This window comes from Candidatus Uabimicrobium helgolandensis (assembly GCF_041508025.1).
Classification (GTDB): Bacteria; Planctomycetota; Uabimicrobiia; order Uabimicrobiales; family Uabimicrobiaceae; genus Uabimicrobium; species Uabimicrobium helgolandensis.
In genome coordinates this window covers 2516493-2542307 of record NZ_CP165719.1, presented here as the reverse complement: position 1 = coordinate 2542307, position 25815 = coordinate 2516493, and the positions used below count along the sequence as shown (strand labels likewise).

At 33.0% G+C, this 25815-nt stretch carries 10 protein-coding genes; 4 read left to right on the top strand and 6 right to left on the bottom strand.

The window, feature by feature from the left end; translation table 11 throughout:
- The first annotated feature begins 2 nt into the window (after positions 1-2).
- A complete protein-coding gene (locus tag UABHE_RS09210; protein WP_372369962.1) occupies positions 3-2783 on the top strand; it encodes a protein kinase in 2781 nt (926 codons plus the stop codon).
- A 183-nt stretch (positions 2784-2966) separates the two neighbouring features.
- On the opposite strand, the gene UABHE_RS09205 is transcribed toward UABHE_RS09210, so the two are convergent.
- Positions 2967-6698: a protein kinase gene (locus UABHE_RS09205; protein WP_372369961.1), complete on the bottom strand. Its 3732-nt coding sequence runs from the start codon at positions 6696-6698 to the stop codon at positions 2967-2969.
- A gap of 631 nt (positions 6699-7329) precedes the next feature.
- On the opposite strand from UABHE_RS09205, the gene UABHE_RS09200 reads away from it, so the two are divergent.
- The gene (locus UABHE_RS09200; protein ID WP_372369960.1) at positions 7330-10965 is read left to right on the top strand and encodes a protein kinase; all 3636 of its coding nucleotides are present in this window, start codon (positions 7330-7332) and stop codon (positions 10963-10965) included.
- A 351-nt stretch (positions 10966-11316) separates the two neighbouring features.
- Here UABHE_RS09200 and UABHE_RS09195 read toward each other — a convergent pair whose 3' ends face one another.
- From UABHE_RS09195 to UABHE_RS09185, 3 genes are all read right to left on the bottom strand, one after another.
- Positions 11317-11775, bottom strand: coding sequence for a hypothetical protein (locus tag UABHE_RS09195; protein WP_372369959.1), 459 nt, complete (start codon positions 11773-11775; stop codon positions 11317-11319).
- Positions 11776-12067: 292 nt separating this feature from the next.
- Positions 12068-15769 (bottom strand): DUF2339 domain-containing protein, encoded by a 3702-nt coding sequence (locus UABHE_RS09190; RefSeq protein WP_372369958.1) that lies wholly within the window; start codon positions 15767-15769, stop codon positions 12068-12070.
- The gene (locus UABHE_RS09185; RefSeq protein ID WP_372369957.1) at positions 15766-16584 is read right to left on the bottom strand and encodes a M48 family metallopeptidase; all 819 of its coding nucleotides are present in this window, start codon (positions 16582-16584) and stop codon (positions 15766-15768) included. Before UABHE_RS09185 ends, UABHE_RS09190 begins: the two co-directional genes overlap by 4 nt.
- A gap of 944 nt (positions 16585-17528) precedes the next feature.
- Here UABHE_RS09185 and UABHE_RS09180 point away from each other — a divergent pair.
- Together UABHE_RS09180 and UABHE_RS09175 are read left to right on the top strand one after the other, a co-directional pair.
- Positions 17529-17729, top strand: a complete 201-nt coding sequence (locus UABHE_RS09180; RefSeq protein ID WP_372369956.1) for a hypothetical protein — start codon at positions 17529-17531, stop codon at positions 17727-17729.
- 580 nt (positions 17730-18309) lie between these two features.
- Positions 18310-19455, top strand: a complete 1146-nt coding sequence (locus UABHE_RS09175) for a formylglycine-generating enzyme family protein (RefSeq protein ID WP_372369955.1) — start codon at positions 18310-18312, stop codon at positions 19453-19455.
- Positions 19456-20094: 639 nt separating this feature from the next.
- On the opposite strand, the gene asnB is transcribed toward UABHE_RS09175, so the two are convergent.
- Together asnB and UABHE_RS09165 are read right to left on the bottom strand one after the other, a co-directional pair.
- Complete coding sequence (asnB, locus tag UABHE_RS09170; RefSeq protein ID WP_372369954.1) at positions 20095-21867, bottom strand: asparagine synthase (glutamine-hydrolyzing); 1773 nt, start codon at positions 21865-21867, stop codon at positions 20095-20097.
- A gap of 155 nt (positions 21868-22022) precedes the next feature.
- Positions 22023-25223 (bottom strand): HEAT repeat domain-containing protein, encoded by a 3201-nt coding sequence (locus UABHE_RS09165; protein ID WP_372369953.1) that lies wholly within the window; start codon positions 25221-25223, stop codon positions 22023-22025.
- Positions 25224-25815 lie beyond the last annotated feature (592 nt).

The following is a 25815-nucleotide window of genomic DNA, read 5'->3' as shown; positions in this document are numbered from 1 at the left end:
ATATGCAAAAAAATGATGAAATTTTCTTACATGTGGCTGTGGAGCGAGGTTACCTAACCACAAAACAAGCACTTTCTGTAATGCAAGTGAAAAAGAGGATTACAGAAAGAAAACAACGGTTTGATCTACCAGCATACCTTTATACAAATAAAATTATAAGCGAAGAAAATTTAAAACAACTAAAACAAATAGTTCGCAGTTTACTTAAGACTAAAAAAATAATATTAAAAGATGAGCAAAATAATTTAAAGCAAAGTGTTCTCCAAGATCGTTATACTGTAAAAGAAGAAATTGGTAGAGGAGGTATGGGAGTTGTATATAAGGCTTATGATGCATCTTTAAAAAGATTTGTTGCCTTAAAATTACTATTGAATACGTTTTCTGAAAAAGAAAAGCAACGTTTCTTTTTAGAAACAGAGTCTCTCGCAAAACTTTCGCATCCTAACCTTGTATCTTTGTACAATGTATATACAACACCATATTGTTTTTTCGTCATGGAGCTTGTAAATGGCTGTACATTTTCTAAACTTATTTCACAAAGTAAACTAACGATATTGGAAGGTGTTAGTTTACTAATTAAAATAGCTGAAGCTGTGCACTACATTCATCAAAATAAAATTATTCACCGCGACATAAAGCCTGATAATATAATGGTAACATCAGCGGGAGAACCTAAAATAATGGATTTTGGAGTGGCTAAGGTAGAGTCTGTAGGAGTATCAGTAACAGGTGATATTTTGGGAACGGCAAAGTATATGTCACCTGAGCAAGCCTCTAGTAAAGAAATAGATAGTCGTAGTGATATTTATTCTCTAGGGGTGATTCTTTATGAAATTTGTACAGGTAGTCCCCCTTTTGAAGCAGAAAATTATCTCAATACACTTTTACAGGTAATTGAAAAAGATCCTATCCCACCAAAAAGTTTTACTCCAGAGATTTCTGACGACTTACAAACGATATGTTTGAAGTGTTTAGAAAAAGACCCCAACCAACGCTATGGCAGTGCACAAGAGTTTGCCAATGATTTGCATTGTCTTCTGAATAATCAACCAATAAAAGCCAAAAAAGCTTCTTGGCGCTACAAGTTACGAAAATTTATTGTACGTAATCGCCTTTTTTCTGCTTTATCAATGCTATTAATTTTTTTCATTACAATTGCTACGTTTGTTTATCAGTCGCATCAAGAAGCGTTAATCCGATTAGAGTTGAAAAAGCAAAATGAAACAGAGAAAGCACTTCGTAAATCGCAAAAAGCGCAGATTGAATTGAAAAAGACTTTAAAAGAGCTAGAAGAAGAAGTTCAAAAACTCAACGAAAAGCAGTTAATATCACAAAAAAATACTTTGCTGCAAAAAAGTACAGATGAAAAAGTAAAGCAAACGAAACTAGAAACAATTCATCGACGTAATCAAGCATTAAATGCAACGAAGAGTACATTTCGCGTGATCAAAAAAATATATGATGATCATGAATACCTACGTAATAGCAAACCTTTCTTATCGGCAATGAAAACCGTATTTTTAGAATTAGAACGTCTTAATATATTGGGTAACCTAATTCAGTCGGGAAATGATTCTGATGGGATATTAGCCTTATATGCAAGTATCAATGGATTTAATAATCGCAAAGCTGCTATACGGACGTACTCTATGCTAATAAGTAAGAATGGCAAACCTTGGATGTACTTTAATCGTAGCAATCTTTTAATTGATGAAGGAAAATATGAGGAAGCACTTAAAGATTTAGAACATTTTAAGACATTAGCACCTAAAGAAATACATAAGTATTACATATTAAGAGGAAAAATGTCTCATCTTTTGAAAAAAATAAACGAGGCAGAAAATTATTTCTCATTGGCGATAGAAAAGAAACCTGATTCATTTTTGTGTTACAATGAAAGAGCAATATTTTATATCCGTCAGAAGAATTATAGTCTAGCAGAAAGAGACTACTTAAAAGTAATTCAACTGAACCCTCGAAATAAATATGCTTACTTTTTGCTAAATGATGTATTAAAAGTACAAAAAAAGCATGAGAAAGCACAGTCATTGTTAACCCAAGCGAATGCAATCTATCCCAATGATTTTGAAATTTTATACCAACGAGGTTTGTCTTTTTTAGCACAGAACAAAATGCCCGAAGCAATAAGTGATTTTGCAAAAGTAATAAATTTATCCCCAAGCGCTATCAATGCATATTACCAGCGAGCAAATATTTATACATTACAAAATAAGTATACTCTAGCACATAAAGATCTTGATATAGCTATAAGTATTGATAAAAATCATGCTCATTTGTATTGGTTAAAGGGGGTTGTTTATACAAGAGAAAAAAACTATAAAAAAGCAACTCAAATAGCTTCCTTAGGTTTGAAAACATTTCCTGAAAATATACAGCTTCACTTAGTTATAGCGGACTCATATAAGAAACAAAAAAAATACAAAAGAGCGATATATCACCTCAATAAGGTGATTAAAAGTAATGGAGAACCTTTTATAATTAAACAAGCATATTTGTTTAAAATACTCGCCTATTTTAGAATGAACAAAAAGAGAGCAGCACATGAGTGTTATAAAAAATTACTCGATATTGATAAAGGAATGGCATATTTTGCTAAGGCCAATATTTATGCTTTAGAGGATCAAATGCAACCATGTATGAAGTACTTAAAACTTGCTGCAGAAAATAACTCTGTACATGTGACAACTCTAGACATTGATCCTGATTATCAAAAGTTAATGAAAAATAAACGTTTTCGCCGTTTTGCACAAAGCCTGAAGTAGGCAGCCTTCTTTTCAGTTCTTTTCGCAAAGAAAGAAACTTGCACAGTGCCAGAGTACGGCACTAAAATTGTTACTTGAAATAGAAGACGAGAGTGACCTGGCATCCACCTTAAACTATGTTATCTCTGTTACACTTTTAATAACAATGTTTCACCGCTATTATACAAAATCGTATTTTGGAATTTAACGTTTTATACCAAGAATATCTTCTTCTGGATATTTCACTGTTGGGTCTAGTTTAATAAGAGTTTGAAAAAATTTTCTATATGTTTCCAAGTTTTGATCTCGTTGAGGATTTTTACGGTTTAACTGGAGTTGAAAAATCTTCATATATATTTGTGGGTATCGTTCAGCAAAAGACCCTAGCGCTTCAAAATATTTAGAACAAGAAAATAAATGATCTTGGAATGCTATATAACCGCCTATTGCAGCTCCTTTACGCAGATATATATCTTTTTTAGATATCATTTTATTCGTTATTTTGCTAAAAATTTTGACAATATTATCATTGTTCCAATTATATATTACATAACCAGACGCTGCGGCAGTTCTTATATTCGACGATGAACTTTTTAAGAAACCAGTTATTACTTTTAAGTCACGTTTTTTATTTGTAGGAAATTTTACTCGATAATTTTTGATACCTGAAAATAATAAAGTAAATGCTTGGACATTCGTTGATTTTTCATTTTGTAAACAATCAATTACATTGATTCCATAAAGAGTTAAAAAACCTAATGTAGTAATGCGAAAGTCTTCTATTTCATCTCTCATTGTTATTTTTTTCATTTCATCTATTATTTTAGAATCAAAAGAAATATCTGTAAGAGTGACTTTCCAAGAAGTAGGAAGCCTCAGTAACTGAACTAAAGCGGCGGTTCGAAGAAAAGGAGAATTGTTAATATCACTAATAAATTTTTTAAAATAGCGATCAAAATTTTTCTTTGTTCCTGCAATCACAGACAAATATGTTATTACATATTGTTGAATAACTGGGTCATCGCAATTGTAAAGCAATTTCATGAGTGTTTTATCTAAATGCTCTCTTAACAAAAGAATTTCTTTTGGAGTATTTCCTAAAAGCATCAATGTTACTTTTTCTACAGATATATTAAAATATCTGAATAACGAGGATAAAGTTGCTTTTTTAACTAGATTATCTTGATCAAGTAACCCATTTTTTATAATGGAAAAGTAATTTTTAGCAATAACTTGATTTACGCTTATTGGTTGCAAGAGGCAAAAATGACTATAAGCTCTTACAAGAGGTGAAGAATCTTTTAAGTAAGTTTCAAGTATTGTTTGAACTTTCTGCAGTTGGCGCGAAGGTAATTTTTGCTGTGAGTTACCCCCAAGCCACAATTTGGATGCCGCAATTAAAGATGGAAGTTTACCATTATCTAATAATTGCTGTAACAAATGTTTATCATCAAGTTGCGATGCCAAAAGCAAAGTCAGCCATTCATCGTTTTGATTTTGTAGATATTTTTTCGCCGCGCGTAAAAAAACTACGTGATCTATTTTTATACTTTGTGGATAGAGAATATTTAATTTTTTTATAACACAACAAGATATTATTGAGTTTTTTTTGAGACTTTTTTTACCAAATGCAATGTAATGAGTAATAGATGCTAAATAACGTAAAATTGGTTTTTGTTTTACATTTTGCATAATATCTTGTAGTAAAACGCTTGTTTCTTTGCCTTTGATATCTTTACGATATAGTTGTTCTATTCCTTTTGTTTCTTTGTAAGTAGGTATTTGTAAATATAATTGAGCCATCTTATAGCAAAGAATAGCTTTTTCTGCCTGGCGAACATCTTGCAAAATAGTAAATAAATCTTTGTCATTTTTTTTGCGAATTTGTTGTTTTATCAATGTTTTTATTCTGGAATGATAACGTAAAGATACTAAAGCTTTTAAGGAAAGTTGTCGAACTTGCTTCTCACTTGACTGAGTTTTTTGAATAAAGACTTCAATATTTTCTTTTGAGTTTTTTTGGCTTTGCCATTTCAAAAAATCATTTTGATAGTCTCTGATGATTTTTCGTATTTGTATATCGACTAATTTTGGAGTTGAAAAATTATTTTTATGGAACATATCAAGGGGGTAACTTAATAATTTGTCACTGATAGTAACATCTTTTGCTGCAACACGCATAAAGCCGGTTAAAGCATCAGCTGCTTTTTTTGTTTGGAATGTAAAGGATTGATTGTAAAAATGAAAAGCTTTTTTATATTGTTTTAGTTTTTCATAGGCTACCGCAGTCCAATAATAATTGGTCCCATTATATGGCTCTAGCTCTATACATTTCTTAAATTTACGTAGTGCATTTTTAGGCTGCTTATCAAGGTAAATCTGTCCAAGGTAGCGATAAATTTTTGGCAAATTCAAAGATTGCGCTTTTTTTAAATGCAATTCCGCTTTATTTATTAACTTCCCTTCTTGCTTTACTCGCTTGAAATAACATATACCAAGATAAAAATGAACAAATGGGTACTCCCTTGAAGATATTTTTTCGAAATGGAAAATAGCTTCTTTGTATTGATCTTGATCCACCGCTATTTTTCCTAACCAATAATGAACATTTTGTATTATCATCGGTTCTAATTTTTTGCGTTGCAGTTGTTGTAGCTCTAATTTTGCAGTATCTGTGTTACCTAGGAAATAGTAGGCTTTTGCCATTGCTAGCTTACACGATATATTTTGTTGTTCTTTTGTTGACAGCTGGTTATAGTATCTTTTAGCGTCTTCATAACGATTTACCCCTACTAGAGAAACCATATAATACACATGAAGATTATCTTTAAAATCTTTATAGTTTTTTAATTTTGTTTTGTAGATAATTGGATTTTGCAAAATTCTCTGTAGTTTTTGCCATGCAACTTCATAGGATTTTATCTGCATTAAAAGTTTTACATTTAACCACTCTTGCTCTTCAAAAGAAATATTACTGCGATATTCTTGTATAACTAATTCATTCTGAGGTGCGCGTTTTGATATATAACGGTATACTACAAAAGTTAAAATTACAACAATACTTAATAAAAGAATGACGCGGAGTAATGAGCTTTTACGCAATAAATACAATCGGGAAGATGTATTTACCTTCCCTTCTAAGACTTTCTTGATATCTTCTGCCATTTGTTGTGTAGTTTGATAACGCCTATTTACTTTTTTTTCCAAAGCGCGAAGATAAATAGCCTGCACATCATGAGGAATTTTACTGCTGCGGTTAAATCTTGGTTTTTTATTTAGTACTTCATTCAAAATAGTTAGCGTAGTTTGAGATTTTACGAATCTTTCGCCAACTATTATTTCATATAAAATAACACCTAAAGAATAAATGTCTGAACGTATATCTAGTTTTCTAGTAAATCCAGAAATCTGCTCAGGGGACATATACCTTGGAGTTCCTAATACTTCTCCTGTTTTTGTAAGAGTTTCATCTTCAATCTTATATGTTTTTGCTATACCAAAATCGAGAATAAAAGGTTCACCAGTAGCAGAGACAATAATATTGTCAGGTTTTAAATCACGATGTAGTACACCTTTTTTATGTGCATATCCTATAGCTTTAATAATTTTGTACATAAGTTGTAATCTTTGTTCTATTTGTAGATTTTGACTTTTACAAAATTTACTTAGAGATTGGCCACTAATATATTGCATAACTATACATGCTTGATTGTCGTGAAAGAAAAAATTGTAAATTTTTGCAATATTATTGTGTTCTAGAGTAGCATTTAGTCTAGCTTCGCGCTGGAAACGTTTGAGCGATTTTTGATTTTGTTTACCAATGATAACTTTAAGTGCTAAAGTTCTTTGGAATTCTGGATCATAAACTTGTAATACTTGTCCCATACCGCCACGCCCAAGAACTTTTATTACTCTATATTTACCAATATTTGCCATCTGCTTGGTTCTTCCTTACTTTATTCTAAAGAATGGTCTTTTTATTTGAATGATGACAGGTCCTAAGTAAAGCATTATTTGTCGAAATACTTGTACGAAAAACGAGGCGGCAAGTAAAGCAAAATATAGATGATGTAAAAGATCTTTTTTGGATTGGGAGAGCATACATAAAGGTCTATTCCAAGTCAGGTCCAGACTCAAAGGCATAATTTGGTTTTATCAGTTTGAATGATAATACGCTTTAATTAAGTGACCCGCCAAAAGTAATTACCCATTGGCATTTTGCTCTTTTATTTCCTAGCTTTGTTGCTCCTTAGTTACGCAGCTATAGCTGCGCGCCTTCGTCTCGCCGCGCTAGAAAATAAAATCCCTGCATTCAATGGGTAACTACTTTTGTCAGGCCACTTAGGATTTATTTTAGAGAAAATAAAATCGCACTTGGAATATTCATAAACGTAGCTAAAATATAAAAATGTTCTAACACAAAGCCAAAAATTAAATTCTTATCAGGCGAATTCACAACTGTTGTCATACCAAAAATCTAATTTTAAGATTTCAAATACAAATAATCTTCAAATATTATGAATAATAGGTTCTATATTATTTGAAGTTTTCCTAGAAAAGTAAAACAATGAAAGAAAACATTGGAAAATATAAGATAATAAAAGAACTTGGCCGTGGTGGTGTTGGGCAAGTTTTTCAAGTTTACGATCATGAATTTAGTAGGGTGTTAGCTCTTAAGATTATAATTGAACAGAATAAAAAAAATCTCCAACGTTTTCAACGTGAAGCGAAATTGGGCGCTTTTATAGAACATCGAAATATTCCTAAGATTTACGACTTTTTCTTTTATAATAATCAGGCTTGTATTGTTATGGAGTACATCGAAGGCATAAATTTGATGGACTATTGCCAAAAAAAGCAATTATCTATAAAAGAAAAGCTAAAACTTCTGTGTAAGATTCTCGGAGCAATAAGTTACGCTCACGAAAAACGGGTTTTACATCGCGATTTGAAACCTGAAAATATTTTGGTCTCCGAGAATGGCGAACCACATATACTAGATTTTGGCGTAGCAAAAAGCTATGACACAATAGAGAAATCACTGACAAAAACAGGAGAAATAATTGGATCTCCAAGGTATATGTCTCCAGAACAAGCTTCTGGACGCGTAAGAGATCTAGATCATCGTTCAGACATTTACTCTTTAGGTGTTATTCTATATGAGATGATGACAGGAAAAAAATTAATTACCTCCGACACAACAATGGGCATATTATTCGATGTCTTAAATAAAAAACCTGTTTTTTATCGCAGCAAAAAAATTTCTCATAGTATACAGATGGTTTGCTTTCGTTCTTTGGAAAAAAATGCAGATAAACGCTACCAAAGTGCTCTGGAAATGAGTCAGGATATAAAAAAAATATTAAAAGGTAAAAAAGCAAGCAACATATATTTTTATTTATTATGGCGAAGTTTTGCATTTCGTGTGTTTTTAACTTTATCTTCTATTTTTGCAATTTCATTGGCAATGTGGCCTTCAAAAGCAGATGAAAGCAACTCAATTCAAAACATAAAAAGCAATATTTCAGTAGAGCAAAAACAGTGGCAAGATACTAAACTATTTATACGAACGCAATCCTACAAAAACGCATATGATCTATTAGTTGAAATTTTAAAAAATAGTGACATTTACGAGCAAAAAATAAAAACGGAAAACAATTTCAAAGATCAACTTAATCTTCTTTATATAGTTAGCCTTGTAGGAACAGGCAGATACACAGAAGCAAAACAGCACTACGCGCAACTTGGCCCTAAACAACAAAAAAATTCTACTTGTGTATTAGAAATGGTAAAAATTGATTATTTTTTGAAGAACTTTGATCTCGCAATAGAACGTTTAAGTGGAGTAATTCCTACAAAAAACGTTTCTGATGAACTCTATTATTGGCAGGGAAGAATAGCTTTAGATCAAAAACAATACAACAAAGCTACTTCAATTTTTAAAAAATCTTCTACTAGAAAATACCCATTGATCGATCTTTATATGGGAATATGCTATTTCAAGAGAGCAAAAAAAGAAAATTCTAATTTTATGGATATAGCGCGACAACATTTCGAAAAAATAGAACGATTTGATCTTCCACAAGTTCATCGCTATTTAGGGCAAATTTATTTCGATGAATTCCCGGAAAAAGCTCTAAAACAATTCAAAAAATGTCTCGAATTGGAACCATACAACGGCACAAATTACTATTTTATTGCCAAAGCTTATGAACAATTACAAAAGTATGACAAAGCGTTAGACTTATACAATAAGTCTTTTGAATTTCCGACAGATAAATACGCAAGCGCTATAGCTGGTTTTATGCGCGTTATTGCGAAAGATGTTACGAATAGCGATAAAGTTTTTAACTACCCTGTAAACATGCTTGACAAAAAAATTATTACACAACCAAGTTTAACTGACCATTATATACAAGAGGTTGCAAGAAATTATCAAGACGATTTTTTAAAGAGGCGTCGTCAAAAAGAATCAAAGAAAAAAATTAGTAATTTTATTAAAACATACCGTTCGGGTGATCCTAAAATTCGTCAACGCGCACGACAAGCATTGATTTCTCTTCGCCACCACTCACAGATAAAGACAATTATAGAAAAGGAACTCCAGGTAAAAGAGGACAAAGGTTTGAATCGTGTTTTGCAGACTGTCATACAAACGCAAAAAGCTATCCTCTACTACAAAATAGCAAAACTCTATTTACAAATTCCAATATTTAAAGCAATAGAAGATCTCAAAAATTCATACAAAGAACAAATATTAGGTAGTGAACAGAAAATTTTACTTCATATAGCAAATGATAAAGAAGAAAAACCTGTTTTGCGTTATCTTGCGTCTATGACACTATTTATTTTGGATAATCAAAAACAAGACTCTATAATTTTTGAGTGCGCAGTACACAAACTACGTGAGATTTATCCGGAAAATACGCAGCAGCACTACAATCTTTCTGCAGAAAAAGCCAAAAAATATATAGAACTAGAAAGCAACGAATTTTTAACTGTTGTCATTATTTCTTTATTAAAAGATAAAGCTCTTCTTCAAGATTTACAGAGAAATTCCAATAAGTACATTTCCTTAACTGCTGCAGTACAAATGAGAAAACAAATAAAGAGCGACGAGTCTCGAAATATCATAATTAATAATGGCATGAAAGACCCTTCTCCCTTGGTTAGAGCGTACAGTCACTTTCATTTTTGGAGCTCATTCCCTGCCGATAAACCAATTCTCGAAGACTGTCTAATTTTCATGAAAAAAGGGTTAAATGATAACAATAACTTAGTCAAAAAGACGATTTTATCTATATTTGTTAGTCGTCCGTTGATTCTAAGAGAAACAAAGCAGGCTCGCGGGTATTTTGAAGAGATATTTATGCGTATCTTATACACAAGTGATGATCCGATAATACAACTCTCTCTAGTGATGATTTTACCATCACTAGCAAAATCAAAAAGAGATTTTAATCGATACCTGAAAAAATTCCTCACTAACGATAAGAAATATTCTCCTTATCTCAGAGCTATGGTTCTTGTTCAAATGTTTATAAAACTAACTCAAATTTCATTTGTAAATTTTACAGCACATTTGGACGAAATAAAAAAAATAGCAATGAAAGATAAGAGCGAAGACTTTAAAATTATTGTATACAGCACTCTAAATCTTTTCGGCTTAAATGCGATTGAATGTCTTGAAAATGAAAAATCTCCAAATGTCCAAGCTATTACATTACTTTTTACTGGTTTGAAACACTATCTTCTTCCACTTAGTTCTAAAAATAAAGACAAAGATATAGAAATAATAAAGCGTTTTTTGAAAAGCGAATCAAAAAATATCCGAATAGCAGCATCATCAGGTTATCTAATCTATAGTATCAAGAATAATATAGATGTTTCTGGGTATCTAGATGATAAATTACTCAACATGGCTAAAAAAATAGCTAAAATGAAAGACCCTGTATTACGAAAAGGGGCAGCAATAGGTGGTTACATATTCTTTCAAGATAATGCGTTTCCTATATCTAAGCACTTTACTCAGATACGTACGAATAAAGCGTCGTACCCTGATTTATACATCCAAAATTTAAAACGACAACAACAAAACATTAAAATGAGAAGAAGATATAAAAAAATGCTTCAAACTATCATCAAGCTAGATAAAACAGTGAAATACTTACGCGAAAAAGAAATTCTTAATATCAAACGCTAGTTCTTTTAAAAGAGGACAGGTCTTCATTGCATTATCTTTGACAGATTGTCCTCTATTGGAGTTGATATTAACAAATAAGCGTGGTCACTGGTAATGCGATATATGTATAGGCTTTAAAGAGTATTTTTTGCGGGTTTTCTATTACCTTTAAATATTATATAAAATCCTCATCTTCTTTAAACAAAAGTTTTTATTATCGCATCTAGCTAGTTGTTATATAAAATAAATCATTGATCAATTCTAACTGGGCGCATTTATTTTCTTTATAAAATAACTTTAGTTAACCATATTTGAAACTCATGCCTTTTTTGGAATATCTAAGATCAATAATAGGAATCTCCTCTCAATGATTTATGACTTTGATTGTTTCCAATCATTGTAAATTTGTTCTGCCTTTTCTTTCTCAACCATGATCTTTGCAATAAAATTAACCAAAGCTCCAATGGTTAGCATTCCTGGAATAAAAAATACCAATACAAAGAATAACGCTATTATACCGACTTCTAAAAATTGTCCATGTGCTCCCGATGATCCATAAATAGCACCACCAGTACACATGCCGAGAAAAGATACGCTATTAAAAACTACTAAGTGTCCTAAACTATGATATGTCCATCTGTATGGACAATGTTTTGCCATCGAAACTAAATAAAAAACACCCAATACCATAAATAATAACAATACTAATTCATGCCAGAATGAAAGAAACGAAATTAGAAATATGGGTAAAGAAAATCCATAAAGAAACATTAACTTCTTCCATTTTTGATAAACCTGTTTTGCTTTTTTTTTCTTTGTTTTAATGTTCATTGCTGTCCTGATTATTTTTTTATCGCCTATTTTTAATATAATAAACCTGCTCTGCTTTTTTAGTTCTGTCGCAAATTTTAGAAAAGATGAGATTTCAGATATTTGGAAAGCAATTAGAGAAATTCGCAAAAAAGTAGGTATACAACATTATTAGTCACTTGCTCGCAAAAATTGCTTATGTCAGACGATATTTTATGTCGTACTGAATAATGGCACGCCCTAGTTGAGCATCTAAAAAAGAAGAAAAGATAACAATTGTTCTTTATGAAATCTAATCGTTCTTTTTCAAAAATTATCCATTCAAAAATTGAGTTACTTTATCCTTCAAACGATTATACATAAAAGAAATTAATAAAAGTGCAATACCCACTCCAATCAAGGTCACGATGCGTAATTCTATTGAAAAATAGAAAATGTCTAATAAAGCTATTTTCGCTACCGCTAAACCAAACAAACTCAAAGCTGCCCATCGAAAAATCTTTTCTCTAAACGATAGTCCGTACCATCCCAAAAAGAAAGCTGCCATTCCCCAAGCAAACGAATAATAAGATGAACTTAACATGGTTACTACTACAAAAGTTACTACTGTGCAAAAAATTATCGCGTGGTTAGAGCTGGAGTGATGAACAAAACGAGTACCTGGACCAATTGCAACTTTGTCAGATTCGCGCTCAAAAAAATCAGGCTTTATTTTACTGTAAAAATGTATCGCAAATAACAATAAAGGGCCAATCGCAATTGTAGGATGTTGCATAATGTAAGAGAAGCTATCACCGACATTGCGCGTTGCAACAGCACAAAAACTAAGAGTTCCCATAACTACAACAATAAAACTTTGTAATGAGTATCGACTATGTTTAAATACAGTGGTCATCACTGTTAAAATAGCTCCCAAAACTAACCACCCCAAACCGTCCATAAAAGCATGATGATAGACCAACATCACAATCGCCGAAAAAATCAAATAAGACAGCCACGAAGGTGCTAATTTGTTAAGTGCTAATAATTTATCACTTGCTATTAAAGGTTTTTCCTCTTTAGAAACATCACTTTTTTGAGAATTGTTGCGCCAGCCATTAGCACAATAAGCCCACATTAGTAAAATAGGTAATGAGGTTAATAAGCGTCTGCTCATACCATGAATAAAATCGTTGGCTCCCATGTTTACTGTAAAAAACCAAAATCCTGACAATATAACAGCTATAGAAGAATACGTTTTCAGATAATTTTTTTGCCATTTTACACCACATTCGAAAAAAATAATGGCCGCAAGAGAATAAGCAATAGCAACGGTAATTGCTGGCAAGGTATACCACAAATTGACAAATAATACCAAATTGGCAAAGATTACCATGTAACGCTCTTCTTCAATATTTCCCCGCTCCTTTTTGCTGAGAATTTTGCTAAGGTAATAAACATGTAAATAAAGCAATAAAGTTGTCAAAGTGAGAGCGATCACTAGAGGATTTGCTTTCCAGTTTCCCCAAAGCGTAACTGTATCAATATTCGCTTCTACGAGAATAGGAATTAAGGTATAATGACTAACAAGGACAATGACAATATTAGACACTAAGCGAATAAAAAAATCTCGTCGAAAAATTCCATAGAAGAAGAGTAAAGAAGCTAAACCAAGCCAAGCGAGAGTGGTTACAAAATTACTAAATAATAATATTGCACCAACCATCATCGCAATCGTAGCGATCACAGTTATGAACTTTTCTATATATTCATTATCTCCTAGCGAATCTTCTTTGAATAGCTTATAAGTGATATAACCATGAATATAGAATAGCATGGCTCCAATGATAACCGCATAGCCAATATGTTCATTTGATAGATCAAGTAATTTTCCTGAGCATACTGCTAGCAACAATAGCAAATGAGATAAATAACGAAGGTGAAATTTTCTATTAAAAATTCCGTAATAAAAAAGAAAAACAGCAAATACCATCCATGAATAAATACAAGTATTTCCAGAGAAAATTTTGTACAATCCAATTGTCATAGAGACAGTACCTAATATGTGAAGAACGACTTGTTGTCTTGCCTCGGAAACATTATCCCAAAGTTTTCGATTTTGTAAAATATAAGATGAAATAAAAGCGGTGATAAATATTAGGATAGAGCCAATAATCCCAACGACACCCGACGAAAAAGAGGTAACTGTTTGTCCTGTTGGCAAAGAACTTGGCACATTCAAAAATAACTCACCAGAAAAAAGACTATGGAACCAAACGATCATTTGCTTGGGATATGCTCCTCCTAAAATAAGAATAGTTGCCATAGCAAGTATCACGTTGCCTAAATTTCGAAAATACTTCAAACGCCTGTAAAACGCATAACTAAATATAACTATGCCGATCGCCATCCATGAAAACATACAATAAGCATATTGTGAAAAACTACTCCAGGTTCCAACTAAAATAAGACCAGTGGCAACTGTAAAATCTAATTTATATATATTTTGTTTGCCACGTTTTCTAATTAATTCAGCCAAAACTAAATATATCGCGCCTAGGTATAAAGCTGATGCTGGAGAACCTTTAGTGCCAAAGGTAATGTGCAATATTTTACGAGTAAGAGCTAAACCAAAAAGGTTTAAAACCCCCATAAGTATAACTAATTTAGATTCAGATTTTTCTTTATTGGTTGCAAAATCAGGCAGTTTAAAACATAGCCAAATAGCAATTAAAATAGCGGTTGCAATAGTATATTCTATCTTGCCACTGGGTAAACTTTTTGGTGCTTGAGAATAAAGCCAAGAACCATAGCCAGTATACAACATAACAGAGCCAATTAATGCCGTCGTCAACCAGCGAAAACGCCACACAAAAAAACAAATTGAAATGGCTAAGGCGAGAGCAGCAAAGTGTGTATAAATGGTAACTTCTGTAATAAACAAAGTAGCATATCCCATTAACAAAGATACACCTGTTAATGACTCAGAACGATACCTCAAAGAGTGCTTGATAATACAACTAGCAACAACCGCAATAAATAAAGCTCCCGTAATTGGACTTGACAATATTTTCATTGCTTCTATGTGGTAAGAACCATAAGAAACAAAATATAATACTGCCCAACCGCCAGCCATTAAAATTTTCCCATATAGGTCGTATTTTGATATTTTCTCTAAAAATGATCCCAAGCCGAGTAAAGTTAGGCTACAGAAAACGCCTGTTAATATTCTGCCAACAGCTCCCATCTGAGTTAAAGAATATGCTAACAAAAACGCTAAGCCTAAAACAAAAATACCAATACCAAGATAACTCAGTAACTTTTCTCCAACGAAATTTTCAAAATTGCCAGAGAAGAAACGAGCTTCTATTGATTTTGCTTTCTTTATTGGCTTAACAAATTTTCCAACAACTTTTTGGTATAGCGCTTTGTCGTCATTACTTTTAGCAAAATCGAGCGGCTGATCACTCGTAACTTTTTTCGAAATTGTCTCTTGTGCAATTTCTTTATCATTAAAACTATTTTGCGCAGAAATTAGTTTGGCTTGTTGTTCTTTCGGATAAGCTTGCGTTTCTTTTTGAAGAGACTGTAATTTAACAAATTCTTGTTTTTCAGCATCTTCTTCAATATACTGATCTTTACAGTCAACGTTCAAATTCTGAACGGTATCAAACTCAGCTGCTGGCATGGATTTGACTGTCGTATCTAGTTGCAAGTTTTCCAAATATCCCTTTATTTCTTGATTAGCAACAAATAACTCTTCCACATCGACATTGTTTTTTTTACAAATGTTTTCTAAATGGTTTACTTTTTTTTGCAACAACATTATTTTAGAGTTACTAGCTTCAACAAGAAGCTGCTTGAATTTTTCAGCAGCTCTAGTAAGCCAAACGTAAGGAGCTGCACTGAAAAGTATAATCGCCAATCCCTGAGTTACTCCGCCTTTATCAAACATGTATAAAAAACCACCAATAAGCATAATGCCAAACATTGCAGTAAAGATCAATATCAACCATAGCCAAAAAGCGAATCTCATTTTTTGATATCCTTTAATATTGCTTCTTTTCTTCTATTCCAATGAGGATGAGTAGAAAAATATGCGCGCAATGTTTTTTGGGATAACTTTATACCCATTTTGATAAAATTTCTGCTGTTCTTACGCGGCTGAGGATTTTTACTTGCCATGTAATCAACCAATCGTATTGCTGCACGACAATCATAATCCGCATTTAACATAAGCCTTAATCCAGAAATATCCGCCTCTAATTCCATATTCTCACTATAGCCAACTCGATATAAACGCTCTATTGTGGTTGCTAGCTTATTAAGCCTTCTATTTTTATCTATTTTTATTTTCTGTTTTGCTTTATGAATTTTAAGTTGAACAATAGCATGGCGTTTTTCGATGTGCGAAATTTCGTGACCTATAACCCAGGCTAGTTCATCGTCGTTTTCCACAATACCAACCATACCAGCAGTAATGATTATATAACCACCAGGCAATGCGAAAGCATTGACAAATCGTTGATTTGTCACATAAAAGCGATAATTGATATCAACACGCAGTCGATAGGGTAAAAATCGGTTACCTATTTCACGAACACGAACAACCATATCATTATCATCGGGTAGGACTTGAAAAGATTCAAATATTTGTCTACCAATTTCATTTTCCTCAGCGGTAGATATTTTAATCACAGAGGTACTTGTTTCTGCCATATCTCGTGTTGTTTGACCGATTACTTCCATAACAGAATCTAATGATTGTTCGTCATTTCTGCCTTCTTTTAAAAAAATAACAAGAACAACAACAGAAAACGAAATCAACATAATAAAGATAACTTTATTCATAACTTTCCTCATATTTCCTGTCAAATTCAATGCAATCGCAGTTTCAAAATGATGATATGTTAATTATATCACAACCTCAAGAGTATCAGCCATTTTTCTTTTACTCCTTTGCCAGGTAAATGATTTCAGTAAATATAAATGAATATGATTAGGTATTACGCTGGAAATCCGAAATAAAGAAAACAAAATCAACTAGGGCGTGTCATCATTCAATACAGATAAAAATATAACGGATTCATTTAATGATACGCCAGTAGTATTGAGCGTGAGCCCGCGCCCGAAAACTTTTTGAGAGCGACAGAAAGTGATTTATTGGTTCAATACTAGTTTTTTGCGATGGAAAAAGAAACTTTGCTTCTTTGATAAATTGTTAGTGAAAGTTTCGGAAACGGGCTCGGGCTCGAAAAAACACACAATATTTTGAATGATGACACGCCCTAATACTACAGTTGTAATTAAAATAACAAATAGGTAGCTATAAAAATTAGACACTCTGTAGGTCTTATTTTATCGATAGCTCTTCTCAAATAGCAAAAAATACTGTTATTTGTAAACAGCTAGAAACACCGAAAAATAAGGAACTGTACTTAGTTACAACTGTAGTACTAAGTTTAAAAAACAGAAAAATACAAGAAAAAACAGACAATTTCGCATTTTATTTTTAGAAGATATTTTCAGTGACCAGACTCAAAACATAATCATCTGACACTGAGTAGCCGAGTAGACAGCTTTCTGTAAAACCAACTTATCGTATAAAAACCGTATACATAAGTTTGATATTTTTTGAAAGGCAACGGGAATTTTATGAGATTCATGGAGGTGATGCACAGTGATACGTTAGAAATTTTATACAAAAAATTTCTAACTTGCATATTACAAAAAAGTGCTATATTATTATTACAAATAATAAGTAAATTTCCCGTATATCTTTTGGCGTAAATTAAATGTTCGAATCTTCTCCTGTAAAAATATCAAAGAAATTAGGAGAATTTTTACCAGCTGTTTATGTTTATGCACAACAAAAAGGTTGTCAACCAGGAAGACCTTTTGCTCTTTACCATGGACACAACGAAGAAAAAGGTACTTTTGACATGGAAACAGGGATAGAAATAACTGAGGAGGTAGATAGCAAAAACAACATTTAGTTTAGTGTTATTCCCGCAGGAGCAACATATTGGCATATTGGTCCTTACGAAAAACTAGGAGAATCTCATGAAGCTTTATATGACCAAGTCGCAGATAATAAAAAAGAACCATGTGGTGCGTGAAATATACATTACAAATCCAAGTACTGAGCCTGACTCTTCCAAATGGAAAACGCATTTAATTCTGCCCGTCAAAGATAAATAAGTGACCTGCCAAAAGTAATTACCCATTGGCATTTTGCTCTTTTATTTCCTATCTTTGTTGCTCCTTAGTTACGCAGCTATAGCTGCGCCTTCGTCTCGCCGCGCTATAAAATAAAATCCCTGTATTCGGTGGGTAACTACTTTTGTCAGGCCACTTAACTATTACATTTTTCATAATATTTATGGAAGGCAATTATTGCTGATAATTTCTTTTATAAAGGCTCTAAGTCTGGGGATTTTGTTAAGTAACCTTATTTCATTTTTTGTTCCGTCATTACAACATTCTTTTTTGCCTTCCATCGTGTTACCCAAATTGATAGATAAATAATTGATTCTCATTGAAACTATAATACAAACTAGAAAAGCGGTAGTAAGTATGTTTAGTCAACAAAAAAAATCAAAAACTTTAATGTTCATAGAGTCAAATACAAAATATCTAGGTTGTACATTTGTTGGCGGAAAAGAACAAAATCGCATCATTGAAAATTGCGGATTTGAAAACTGCAGTTTTCGAGGACAAACATATTTAGACGAAATCAATCGTTGTCAATTTAAACAGTGCAATTTTAGCTCACTTATAATAGACAAAGTACACAGTACTGTTTTTGAAAGCGGTTACATAGAAAATCTATGTGCAGTACAAGAAATAATAAAACAAATAGAGAAATTTGTAAAAATCGGAACAATAAACAGTGCTCAAATGGATGAAGATGTTTGGCGCGAGTGCTGGCAAGGAAGTTTTTTTGATTTTAATCAAGATGCTTGGCAAAATCTTAGTCATGACAAACAACAACAATACGCAAAAGCATATCGTAATTGGTATAGCAATGTTTATCAGTTAAATACAATAAAAGAATATAGTTGGGCAAATGTACAATTTAATTTACAACTAATACCACCAGGTAAGTTTGAAATGGGGGAATTAAATAGAGAACAAAGTAATCGTCCGATTGTAACTTTACCAGAACCTTATTGGTTAGCAGAAACAACTTGTACGCAAGAACTATGGGAAATTGTTATGTCTAAAAATCCAAGCTCATTTAAAGGAAAAAATCGCCCGGCGGAACGCGTAAACTGGATGGATTGCCGTAATTTTTTGAAAAAAATTGATTTAGACCTTAGATTTCCAACTGAAGCAGAATGGGAATATGCGTGTCGCGCTGGTACTTCGGCTAATTTTAGTTTTGGTAGTGACGAAAATCACAAAGAAATTAACATAGAAACCTATAAAATGCGTCAAACAATTGATGTAAAAACTCTTCCTCCCAATAATTGGGAAATGTATGAAATGCATAGTAATGTACACGAGTGGTGTAGTGATTGGTTCGATGATTTACCTTCAGGCGAGTATTTAAATCCTAAAGGGTCCAAAAACGTAGGAAAACACGTTTTACGTGGTCATTCTTGGGATTCTTGGTGCTCTTGGAGAAAAATAACACATCGTTTTCGAAGCGGAGAGTTAACTTATCACAGTGCTTCTGCTATTGGCTTTCGTTTTGCTCAAACTATCTACCCGATTTAATATCAGACTGTAACGATTTAAAACACAATGACATTTTGGTGTAAGTGAAAAATTACAATTGGGTTAATTCAGTGATAGACTTAAAAAAAATCTTCTCTTCTATCTCTTATTCTTTCTCAATTTCATCTCTAACTAAATGGCATTTGAGCCTGGCCCGAATGTCTTATTATCGCCCTCCAAATACTTCCCAAATACAAACGATCAAAAATTAATCTCTTGCAAGCGCATAGCAAAGTTGATTTGTGTTATTTGGAATTTAAATTCCATACTCATAGTAACTTCTATTTTGCTTAATGTTTTTGCGATCCTAATCTTAATCCTTTTAAAAACAAGATTTTTGGAGGTTCTTTTGAGTATTTCGACAATTGACCGCAGCATATTTTTTCCCAAATTAATTTGTTCTTTAGGATAGTATTCTTTGGTAATTATTATATCTAAAGCGCTAGCACTTTCAAGTGTAGATTCTCTAACAATACCCGTACAGAAGATTTATATATCAGAACAAACTTTCTCTTACTCTTTTCATTAGTTATTTTCACAGAAGACCGTAACGAAAGTGAGCGTAAAAGTAGCCTCGAAGCTTTTAGATTTAGAAGCCGAGTTTTTCTGTCTTAGTAAAACAGAAATTTCGAGTACTGGTTAACTATACTCTGCAAAAACTAGCATTGCCCATATTTTTGACCAGTGAACTTGGTTTTTTTCAAATTTTTTCCATAAAGTATGGCAAAATTTTTGATTCATTCCTTGTGTTTTTTGTTTGTATATTTCAGTGTAGTATTTCTTCAACCACGATGAAAAAGGAATGACAAATCCTTGCTTGGGACGATTTACGATTTCTTGAGGTAAAACATCGCGAAAAGATTCGGTCAGGAGATATTTTGGCGATATCTTAGACAGTCTTAGGTGATGATGGATTTGGTATATGTTGTGAAGAAACTCTTTGTCGAGAAAAGGAACTCTTATTTCAAGAGCTTGACTCATGCCCATTATGTCGCTGTCTTTTAGCAATTGATTTTGCATATATAAATTAGTTTCTAAAAAACTTATATAATCGCGTGGAGAGCTTTGTGGGACATTGAGATTTATTGTTTGTAAGTGTTCCCAAATAGCTTGCTGTGGTTTTCCAAGAATAATAGCGATTTCATCTGGGCAAAAGATACCGCGCAGCGTTAAATAATAACGATAAGGATTGTTTAATTTTAGAAAAGATAGACGTTTAAATTTACCAGGTAAATACGATGAGAACAAGAAATTCGGTAACCATGGCATTGATAATAGTTTTTCGCCGCGGTTGAAAGTATTATAACCTGCAAATAATTCATCTCCTCCTAGTCCTGAAAGAACAGCTTTAAATCCTTGTTGTCGTGCATATTTAGAAACAAAGTATGTATTTACGCCATCAATTGTTGGTTGGTCCATTGCTGAAAATAGACTAGGAATGTTTTCTAAAAAATCTTGCGAACGAACAGTGAAAGAGTGATGTTTACTGCCAGTCTTTTGGATGATAATTTTTTGATACGACTCTTCTGAAAAATCTTTTTCATCAAAAGCAATAGAAATTGTATGCAAATCTGACTTATACTTTTTGGTAATAAGTGCCACTAAACTAGAATCAACTCCACCACTTAGAAATACTCCTAATGGTGCATCTGCAATCAAATGCCTTTTTACCGCTTTTTCAAATGATTTTCTTACTACGGATTTCGCGATGTGTTCTTCAACTATTAGTTCTTTGAAACAAAAAGTATTGTATTTACACTGTTCTTTGATTTTTTGAGAAATGTCAAATTTATAGTAGCTTCCTTTGGCAACCATGTTTACACCATCAAGAATGGTATGAGGTTCAGGAATATGACCGAAAGCCAAAAAAAGGGTTTGCCAATATGGATTTTTTTTCCATTTAGAATCGTAGTGATAAAATGCTCTTACTTCGGAGGCAAAAACAATATTATTATCAACAGCAGCAAAATATAGAGGTTTGATTCCGGAGTGATCGCGCACTAGATAAAGAGCATTTTTCTTGATATCGTAAATAGCACAAGCAAACATACCGTTTAAACGACCAAAAGATTTTTCACCCCATTCTCTATAGGCCTTAATAATGACTTCAGTATCACAATGAGATTTAAAGGTGTGTCCGAGATCTATCAATTCTATTTTTAATTCACGGAAATTATAAATTTCGCCATTAAATACAATGACTATATCCTTGTCCAGCAGTGGTTGACTACCATCTTTGGATAGATCAATAATAGAAAGGCGACGGTGCCCTAATACTATATTTTTTCGACTAAAAATACCGTGATCATCAGGTCCGCCATGAGTCAAAGAATGGCACATAGTTTTGACGGTCGGTAGTAAATGCTCGACATTTTGATTGTTGATATTTACTACGCCAACTATTCTGCACATAGTGAAATAATTCCCAATTACTGTTGATTAAGAGCTAAAAAAGCACTAAATCTCTCTCTAATGTGCACGCAGGAATGAAAAGAGGAGAGAAAACAAAATGTCCACGCTCACCTTCAAAGTGAGCGTGGACATAGACGATTTCGGCTAAAGTATATTTAATCGGAAGACTTTTGGTTTTCTAAAATATTCTGACATTTGTTTAGCGCTGTTTGTAACATATACTTCACCATCGGATCGCTTTCAATTAAAATTCGTTGAGCAATTGGTGCAATTGCTTTCGCAGGCGCAATTTCGAATAAACCCGCTGCACAGGCAAAACGAACAGTTCGATTTTCATGTTGAAGAGAACTAATAAGTACTGGGATTGATAATTCTGGCATTTTTACCATAGCTTTAACGACTAAACTTAGTAAGCGTTCATTATCTAAACTACTAAGTAAGTGCCCTATAGAATCTTTCGCCCCCGTTTCCCCTAAAGCATCTATAGCGGCATTTTGTACTGCTCTATCATCATGCTCTAGAAGTTCAATAATCTTTGGTATTGCTTGCAAACCAATTTTCCCCAAGCATCTTGCTAGAGCAGCTTGTTCAAAACCTTGGCGAATTTTAATGGATTCTTGCAATACAGAAATAGCCTCTTTTGCTTTCGGACCAATTTGCGCGATAGCTTCAGTTGCTGCTAAGCGGGCTTTTGGTTTTTGTGAATTTGAAATAACCACAACCAAGGAAGACACAGCATCTTTGCCAATGCCAGCTAAAGTATCCGATACTACTTTTCGCTCTATAGACAAGACCGTATTTTGTAAAATCTCAATAAGTCCTGGTACTGCCTTCATTCCGATATTTTTTACTATAGATTCTTTGGCGGTATTGCGAACCAAACTACTTTCGTGCTTAAATTTTTTCAATATAATAGGTAAAGACTTTTCTTTTTTTGATAGTATTTCAATAGCTCTCGCTGTAAGAATCTCATCGTTACCCTTTTCTACAATTTTTTCTAAAGTCGAAAAAGCCTGTTCTATCAAATGATCAATAACATTTTTGGCTTGGGAAACAATTTCATCTCTATCGTTTTTGAGCAAAGGTATTACATATGAGACGCTTAGTTCTCCAAATTGTTTAAGGGCCTCTGTGATTAGCTCTCTTTCTTTGTCTTTATTTGTTTTTTCCATTAAATTTGTAAGCTTTTTTAACGTTTCAGGAGATCTTTTATTTTTTCCTATTTTACCTAAAGTTTTGATTACCCCTTCGCGCTCTTGTCCTCGCCAAGAATCAAGACAACTATTGAGAGTTCCTACTGCAGGAATGGCATTTTTACCTAATTCTCCAAGAATATAAACGAGAGCAACGCGTGCTTCTGTTCCTGGTCGCTTTAAAGTTTTTGTTATATCGATAACAGCAGCACTACCTATTTTAATTAATGAATTAGTCGCTACTTCGCGAATAATATCAGTGCCATTGCGTACAGCGTCAATTAAAGCATGTATAGCATAGCGATCACCTATTTTCCCAAGGGCATCTGCAGCAGCAATTTTAACCATTTCTGCTTGGTCAAATTTAAGAGCTTTTGTTAATGTTCTTACTGAGCGTCTTGCCTGCGGGCCTAAATATCCGAGAGCCATTGCTGCTCCTTCGCGTCCAGCAGGATCATCATGAAAATTAAGCATGTTTGTCAAAACAGCCACGGATTTTCGGCCGATTTTGGCCAGTGCTTTTGCTGCCGCTTCTCGTTCTTTAACATCATAATATATCAAAACTTTAGTAAGTGGTTGAATTGCTTTCTCCGCATATTTTCCAAAATCTCCCAGTGATTCAGATGCCGATTTTATAACAATTTCATCCTCATCTTTAAGCGCTTCGATAAGTAAACGAATTGCGCCGCGTGCAGATTTACCAATTCGCCCAAACTGACGGCAAATAGAAGCACGAACAATACCGTATTCTTCTCTTCTAAATTGACTCATTAGAGGAGTAACAGCCTTACTTGATTTTTCTTTAAAATTGCCTATTGTTTCAGCAGAAGCTTGACGTACTTGCCAATCATCGGCACGTAGGTTATTAATGAATTCGCGAAGAGCAACATAGGCATCCATTCCCATGTTTTTAAGTGCACGAGTTGCCGCAAGTTGTGCAGGACCTTCTTTTTTCAAATATTTTCTCAAGGCAGGTATAGTGCTTTTCGCTTTTTCTCCCATATTACCAATAACAGAAATTGCTAAAGCAATATTTTCTTCATTTTTAGCAGTCTCAAGATATTTTGTTAGAGAAGGAAGAGTTTTATCCCCAAATTTTTTCAAAGCTCTTTTGGCGTAGTCTTGTATGAAAGGGTTGAGATCGCCCAAAAGTGGCACAATTATAGGAATAGATTCAACGCCGACTGCATAGCTTACTTCTAACGCAACATTTTTTATTTTTTCACTTGGGCTGATACGCAAAAATTGAATAATTCCATCTAAACTTTTTAATCTCATATTCACAAAAGATTTCAATATGAGAGAGTTGATGCTCTCTTCTTCTTTTGAATACTCCATCAACATAGCAGCAACGGACATTTCTGAATCAAACTGCGAAATAATGTACACAAAGTCTTCGTCACTAGGTGTGTCATCAATGGCTTTTATTTTTACTAGTGTAGACACAATTTCCAATAAACGATCTAACACTATTTTTTTCACTTTAGGGGACTTGCTTTTTGCTAAAGTCACCATGTGGGCAATTACTTTTTTGTTTGGTGCGTCGATAAGTGATAAAAAACTGGCAATAGCGTGTAAATCTTCTTCTTTTTCTGAGTTCTCTTCCCAAATTTTTTCTAGTGTTTCAAGTGATTTTACGTTATTTGGTAAGGTAGATAATAATTCTTTTACGCTTTTTTTATTTTGTGGATTTTTTTGTTCAGCAGCAGCATTATTGGCGTTTTCATTTAGTTGCGTATTCTTTGCTTCTTCATCATTTTCTTCTTCGTTGTCTACTTGCTTTTTTTCTACTGTTTTGTTTTTTTTGTCATTCTCTACTTTTTTACTGTCCTGATTTTCATCATCGGTCTTTTTGTCGCTTGCTTTTTCGTCATTCGTTTTTTCACTATTGACTTGTTTCTCATCTTCTTTTTCGGCTGTATCGGAAGATTCTTCTTTTGATGTATTTGCTTGCGAATCTTTATCTATTTGGGATTGATCAAGGTCTTCTTCATCAGCTTTTTCTCTAGACTCATTCGCGTTTTCGTCAGAAGATTTTGTCTCTGTTTTTTCGACAGTAGTCTTTTCATCTGTATCTTGTGTTTCTTCTTGAGCAATAGAAGGCACAATCATATACAAAAAAAATAGTACAAAAAAAATATGCCGTATTTTTTTATCATTCATATTTTTTTACTTTCTACGTAGATTGACATAAGGAGTTTTAAGCAATGCACCACTATGTTTCGGGCATGTAGACATTTGACTTTGTAATGTTGGTTGTTTTAGGTGTAGCAAGATTACTTTGAAGCGTACAAGGAGCACTTTACAACTCAAAAATAACAGAGCTAATCTCTAAAAGAGCCAAATTACAAGGAAGATAAATGTCGACGCGCTCTAAAATTTTATGTATAAAATATTTCAAATGCTTATAATAGGGCGTACTTCTATTTAGATTTTGCAAAATTCGAGTTATTCTAAATCGTAGTAAAATACTTTTAAATACGTTACTATTTATGTGTTTGAAAGTATCGAATTATTGGAAATATAGATAGGAACACTTTTAATAATGTCTCTTTATTATTGACATAAAAACCTTTATACGAAAAGCAAAATAGTGGTACTTTGGTAAAAGGTAGTAACCGAGCAACAGAATTTATCCATCTTAAAACGGTGTAGATTTTTTGTTCAGCCAACGAATTATACGTTTTTCCTTAAGACGTATCGAAATTATCGGTGCGCTTTAAGTCTTGCTAAAAGATAAAATCCCTAGATTTTA